Source organism: Methanospirillum sp. (assembly GCF_035560735.1).
Taxonomy (GTDB): Archaea; Halobacteriota; Methanomicrobia; order Methanomicrobiales; family Methanospirillaceae; genus Methanospirillum.
On record NZ_DATMYY010000110.1, the window covers coordinates 1 to 4,733 of the forward strand.

5 protein-coding genes are annotated in these 4,733 nt (G+C 42.9%); 4 read left to right on the forward strand and 1 reads right to left on the reverse strand.

The annotated features are described in order from the left end of the window. Window positions 1–73 precede the first annotated feature (73 nt). From rfbA to rfbB, 4 genes are read left to right on the forward strand one after another with little or no spacing between them, the layout of a single operon-like run. Entirely contained in the window at window positions 74–955 is an 882-nt protein-coding gene (gene rfbA, locus VN429_RS03485; RefSeq protein WP_325629838.1) for a glucose-1-phosphate thymidylyltransferase RfbA, read from the forward strand. A 1-nt stretch (window position 956) separates the two neighbouring features. Next, window positions 957–1,550, forward strand: a complete 594-nt coding sequence (gene rfbC, locus VN429_RS03490; RefSeq protein ID WP_325629840.1) for a dTDP-4-dehydrorhamnose 3,5-epimerase — start codon at window positions 957–959, stop codon at window positions 1,548–1,550. 4 nt (window positions 1,551–1,554) lie between these two features. Further along, a complete protein-coding gene (rfbD, locus tag VN429_RS03495) occupies window positions 1,555–2,403 on the forward strand; it encodes a dTDP-4-dehydrorhamnose reductase (RefSeq protein ID WP_325629842.1) in 849 nt (282 codons plus the stop codon). Window positions 2,404–2,406: 3 nt separating this feature from the next. Next, complete coding sequence (gene rfbB, locus VN429_RS03500; protein WP_325629844.1) at window positions 2,407–3,471, forward strand: dTDP-glucose 4,6-dehydratase; 1,065 nt, start codon at window positions 2,407–2,409, stop codon at window positions 3,469–3,471. Window positions 3,472–3,526: 55 nt separating this feature from the next. On the opposite strand, the gene VN429_RS03505 is transcribed toward rfbB, so the two are convergent. Next, a complete protein-coding gene (locus tag VN429_RS03505; protein ID WP_325629846.1) occupies window positions 3,527–4,606 on the reverse strand; it encodes a glycosyltransferase in 1,080 nt (359 codons plus the stop codon). Window positions 4,607–4,733 lie beyond the last annotated feature (127 nt).

Here is a 4,733-nt window from a genome sequence, read left to right on the forward strand (position 1 = left end):
AGAGGCCCAAGGAATTATCAGAGAATTCATCCAATATTTATGGAGACTAGGCCACTCACCGGATTGATGCCATGTGATAACCAAAGGAATAATCCTCGCAGGAGGTTCAGGCACCCGCCTTTACCCACTCACAAAAACAATCTCCAAGCATCTTCTCCCGATATATGATAAACCACTCATTTATTATCCACTATCTGTCCTGATGCTTGCAGGAATCAGGGAAATCCTGATCATATCAACCCCCCGGGATCTTCCTCTTTATCAGGAACTCTTCGGGGATGGATCACAATTAGGTCTGTCATTCTCGTATATCATACAAGAATCGCCCCGCGGCCTTGCAGATGCATTCATCGTGGGTGAGTCATTTATCGGAAATGATCCGGTGGCTCTCATCCTTGGAGATAATATCTTTTATGGGCAGCATTTTTCGGAAATTCTCAAACGAGCAGGATCTCATAATTCAGGAGCTACTATCTTTGGATATTATGTTAGAGATCCAAATGCTTTTGGAGTCGTGGAATTTGATCAGGGTGGAAAGGTGATTTCTATCGAAGAAAAGCCAAAAAAACCAAAATCAAATTATGCAGTTCCGGGATTATATTTCTATGATAACGATGTCGTTCAGATCGCAAAAAAATTGGCGCCTTCTGCTCGAGGTGAGATAGAAATCACTGATGTGAACAAGGAATACCTTAACAGGGGGACCCTCAGGGTCGAACTCTTCGGTCGGGGAATGGCATGGCTTGATTCCGGAACCCATGATTCCCTTTTGGAAGCTGCGCAATTCATCGAAACTATTCAAAAACGACAGGGACTTTATGTTGCCTGTATCGAAGAAATCGCGTATAAACTAGGACATATAAATAGAATACAACTTCTTAATCTTGCCAAATGCCTTGAGAAAACAGAATATGGAAATTATCTCATAGATCTTGCAAACGGGGTTGAATATTAATATGGGAAAACTTACCATAATCCCAACAATACTTGGGGATGTCCTCCTGATTGAACCTCAGTTATTCCCTGATCCCAGGGGGTTTTTTGTTGAGAGTTACAACAAGAAGGATTTTTCTGCTGCCGGAATAAAAGATGAATTTGTACAGGATAATCATTCCAAGTCACAGAAAGGAGTGCTTCGTGGTCTACACTACCAACATCCTCATGCACAGGGAAAACTCATCAGAGTTCTGAAAGGTTCAATCTATGATGTGGTTGTTGACATCAGAATCGGATCTCTAACCTTTGGAAAGCATATTGGAGTCATTCTCTCCGAGCAATCGCCACAGATGCTCTATGTCCCCACCGGATTTGCTCACGGGTTCTTGGTGCTGGATAACAATACTGAAGTAATGTACAAAGTGACTGACTGGTATTATCCGGAGGGGGACGCAGGAATTTTATGGAATGACCCTACACTGGAAATATCCTGGCCACTTAAAGAGAACGGGATCCATCTGCCCATCCTCTCTGAAAAAGATACCAGGCACCCCAGACTTTGTGAACTGGCATCACCCTTTAGGTATGAACCTAGTCAATTTTCAGTGGAGTAGTTCGATGAAAATCCTTATCACAGGGGCTCATGGCCAACTTGGAAAGGACATCACCCAGCTTAGTCAGAAAAATAACACTGATACAGTCCCCTGTGGATCACAGGATTTGGATATCACTAGATATGAAACCGTTATAGAATATATCTTCACTCAAAAACCAGATATTATCATCAACTGTGCAGCATACAATGCAGTAGATCAGGCCGAAACCGACTGGGAACGGGCATTTTTAGTGAATGGTCTCGGACCAAAGAATCTTTCTCTCGCTGCGAACAAGGTAGATGCAGTGCTCATTCACTATTCAACTGATTATATCTTCAATGGCCAAACATCCAGACCATATACCCTTGTGGATACCCCGGATCCAATCAGCCGGTATGGAGAGAGCAAACTTCTTGGCGAGCAGATGGTGATGAGGCATGCTCTCAAATATTTTCTTATTCGGGTCTCTTGGGTTTTCGGTGCAGGGAACTCCAACTTTGTCAAGAAAGTTCTTGAATGGAGCAGTCAAAGAGACCAGATCACCGTAGTAGATGATCAGATCTCATCACCAACGTATACCAAGGATCTTGCTCAGGCATCCCTCGATCTTATCAAAACCGAACAATACGGCATCTACCACATGACAAACACTGGGCACTGCTCCCGGTATGAGTGGGCATACTATATTCTAAATCAGATAGGATGGACAGGAGAACTCACACCAGGGAAGAGTTCCAATTTTAAAACAAAGGCAACACGACCAGCATTTTCAGCACTTGATAATTTTGGAACAGATCATACCATCGGCTATGAGCTGCCCTCCTGGCAGGATGCAACCGGGAGATTTTTACATGAAATCGGGAGGATCTAAACCATGTACATCCTGGTTACAGGGGTAGCTGGATTCATTGGATCAAACTTTGTCTACCATTACCTGAAAACCCATCCCGGAGACATCCTTATCGGTTATGATACACTTACCTATGCAGGAAACCTCGAGAATCTCAAGGAAATACCAGCAAAACAGAAATCCCAATTTATCTTCTTAAACGGAGATATCACCAATCAGGAACAGGTTAATGATGTTTTCTCAACGTGGCCGGTTCAGGGAGTAATTAACTTTGCCGCAGAATCCCACGTGGATCGCTCTATTCATGATCCATCAGTTTTCCTCAAAACCAACATCCTTGGTACACATACCCTCCTCAGTATGGCAAAAGAGGCCTGGTTTCAGGACGGAAAATGGAAAGACGGAGTCAGATTCCTTCAGGTCTCAACCGATGAGGTATATGGGACCCTCGGTCCGGAAGGCCTCTTCTCTGAACAAACACCACTAGACCCACATAGTCCATATTCAGCAAGTAAAGCTGGATCAGACCTCATTGCAAAAGCATACCACGATACCTTCAGCATGCCGGTAGTAATTACCCGGTGTTCAAATAATTATGGCCCATATCAATTCCCGGAAAAATTGATTCCCCTCATCATTACCCGTGCCCTTACTCATGAAAGCCTCCCGGTGTATGGAGATGGGAGACAGATCCGGGACTGGTTATACGTTGACGATCATTGCAAGGCAATTGATATTACATTTAATCATGGGAATCCTGGTGAAGTATATAATATTGGAGGATCAAATGAGCAGGAAAATATCGTTATCATCAAAACAATTCTGCGACTACTCAGAGAAATAACTAAGGATCAGGAGATCAATGAAGGATTGATCACTTATGTCACGGATCGGCTCGGGCATGATCGCCGATATGCAATAGATGCATCAAAGATACAATCCAAACTAGGATGGAAACCTGAAACCTCTTTTGAAGAGGGGTTAAAAAAAACCATCTGTTGGTATCTTAATCACCAAATCTGGCTTAATCGAGTTATATCTGGTGAATATAAGGATTTTTATCAGAAAAATTACGAAACACGAATATAATTATTATTTCTCCCCCTTTTATCGGAAAAGATACCCTGTTAGCATATAATTGATCTCACTTCGTTGACATGACAATTTCCCGGATCTCCTTGCAAAACCGGTCTATCCCACCAAACTCTTCGGCTCTCCTGATACAATCATCTTTATACCTGATTGGATCGGCTCCTACTTCCACAACAGCCTCAACTATTGCTTTCACAGTAGGCTCAATAAGAAGCCCGGTTTCTCCATGAACAACCGTCTCCTGGAAACCACCCTCATTGACAGCAACCACAGGTTTTCCCGAGGCCATCGCTTCCAGAGGAGTTATTCCAAAATCCTCATCAATTGCTGTACATATCAATCCCCGGCAAGTACTATACAGATCTGTTAATTTTTCAGAAGAGACAGAACCAAGCACCTTTACATTGGATGGGAGATTCGTCATAATTTTTGATGCATATCGAATCGCGTGATCACCGCTTCCAGCTCCACCAACTATCAGAAGTTCCTCTTCAGGCAATAAACGAAATGCGTCTATCTGAAGCTCTATCCGCTTTTCAGGGTACAACCGGTTTACTGATAGCCAGAACCCTCCTGATTCTTTGAATGAAAATCGGTTTAATTCAACAGGAGGGTAAACAACCCGGGCCTTACGCCCATAATAATGAAGGATCCTGCCTGCAGTATTATGAGAATTTGTTATTATTTCATCAATGTCTGCAAGCACCTTCTGATCCACGTTACGTTGGTGTTTAACCCAGGCACGATAGAAAGGTCGTATAAAAACCGGTAATCTCTGTTCAAAGAGATCAGCAAGATCGTAAAAAGCACGAACAGGAGTATGGCAGTACCAGATATTGGGATGATGAAATTTTGAAGCATGCGATGCCCAGTTTCCACTAAAAACAAAGAACCCATAAGATTCTGAAAAATTTGATCGGGAAAAAAGCCATGCCGCAGACATTTGTTTTAATACCGGAGCGGGGATAATCATCCCAAGCGAATGAATAGAGATCCCAAGGCTTTCAGGTAACGCTGTTTCTTTACACTCGGTTGTAATCAAATCAGCTGAGAGACAGTATGCGAGCATTGTCGCAACATGCTCACCTCCACCTATTGAACTAAAATAATCATGGAATACAGCACGTCGCATGGTTTCTTACATATAGGAAGGACATGGTAATACTTGATCCGAAGCCCGGACATCCAAAAAAAGGATGGATCCCAGATATGAGTATTTAAATAGAATGACGAGAATGTCTGATCTTTGTCCAAGACTG